The following is a 1,574-nucleotide window of genomic DNA, read 5'->3' as shown; positions in this document are numbered from 1 at the left end:
TTGCTAACGGGCGATAACGCGACTCCGCCCAACTTGAATATTGTGCCATAAACACAGAGCCAAAATTGCGACTTAAGTCGCCAAGCGTTAGGAGTCCCTGTTAAGCAATTTGTTAGTTTATTGTTCGCGACTTAGCAGCAAATTTGCTCCAGACATCGCTAAAAACGTAGCGCAAACCCTATTGAAGCGCTTTGCCATTTTTGGGTTCGTGAACCATTGTCTTAAATATATTCCGAATAAGGCATAAACAGATATTGCCCCCATTTCTAAAATTAGGAACGTAATTCCTAAAGCGAAGAACTGCTCATTTACGCTAGCCGAGACATCAACGAACTGTGGCAGAAAAGCGGTGAAAATTAAGATAGCTTTTGGATTGCCAGCTGCTAACAAAAACTCTTGTTTTGCTAAACCTAGTCGGTTGCGTGTGTTTTCTCGTTTAGAGACAGGACTGGCCTCTGAACGCCAAAGGTTAAAGGCAATCCATAACAAGTAAGCCGCGCCTAAAATTTTAATCGTTAGAAATAGGGTTTCAGAAGCATAGAGAATGACAGCTAAGCCTGAAGCAGCCAATGCAATCATTACAGCGAATGCCACAATACGACCAATACCAGCAATGAAAGCGGATTTAAAACCGTAACAACGCGCATTGTTCATGGACAACAGATTGTTTGGGCCAGGAGTCATATTGAGCGCAAAACACGCAGGTATAAAGAACAATAACTTCCAGATTTCCACAATATTTCTCCATAAAACTAACGCCCAATTAAGGGGTGAACAACGCCTCCACCCAAACTTAAAGCATTGTGCCATAAACACTAAATTTGAAGTAGAAGCAAAAATGCCAAGCGTTGTGAATCCCTCTTAAATTGCTTGTTAAATGGCTTTTTACTGGTACTCATCTATGTTTTTACTAGCGTCATAAGCGACCGTAATTACTTTAGCAGCCTCTTCTTCTAGATTTGACATCCATACTTTAAAATCAAGTGGTCCGCGGTCTACAACCAGACTCTCAGCAGTTAACAAACGTCTTTGTAAAACCTTGTAGAGGAAAATAAACGAGTCCAAAGCTATATCAAGCTTTGGGAAGTTCAAAGAAATTGAGTCTTTCGACAAATCTGTGTGTGAAAAGAACTCATTTCTTAAAGCAAGTACCTCCTTAAGGTAAGCAACGAACTTACCCTCATAAGTATCAAGTTCCTTGAACATTTCTTTTCGGAAGCTACCTCGATAAACATCTAGTTTTTTCCAGTGTGTGTCCTCACTGTAGTTTCCAAAGCATTTAGCCCAAGACTCAATGAAATGACCATAATGCGCGTTGCAAGTTGATACCCAAAAACAGTTATTACTATTTTTTAGCTCACTAATTTGCCTTGCATAGATCAAAGATCTGACACCAGACCTAATGACATCCATTTGCGCTGACATTAATTTTAATTCTCTATCGTCTGACCTTTCGGACTTAAACTTTGTCACGATCATTACTGCCTCTTGCCATTTAACGCCCGATTAAGTAGCCCGAAACGCACAACTATTGTTTCTGCATAGCGCCATAACCACTAAAATTCCTGCAGACC

General features: G+C 40.4%; 2 protein-coding genes. Both read right to left on the bottom strand.

The genetic code is table 11. The features are described 5' to 3' along the window. Positions 1-117: 117 nt before the first annotated feature. Entirely contained in the window at positions 118-735 is a 618-nt protein-coding gene (locus tag UA76_RS12370; RefSeq protein WP_047046556.1) for a LysE family translocator, read from the bottom strand. 150 nt (positions 736-885) lie between these two features. Continuing rightward, complete coding sequence (locus UA76_RS12365) at positions 886-1,479, bottom strand: hypothetical protein (RefSeq protein WP_047046553.1); 594 nt, start codon at positions 1,477-1,479, stop codon at positions 886-888. Positions 1,480-1,574 lie beyond the last annotated feature (95 nt).

The sequence above is a fragment of the Vibrio mexicanus genome (assembly GCF_001012815.1).
Taxonomy (GTDB): domain Bacteria; phylum Pseudomonadota; class Gammaproteobacteria; order Enterobacterales; family Vibrionaceae; genus Vibrio; species Vibrio mexicanus.
Note: the sequence above shows the minus strand (reverse complement) of the source record. Positions and strands in the feature narration are given on the sequence as shown.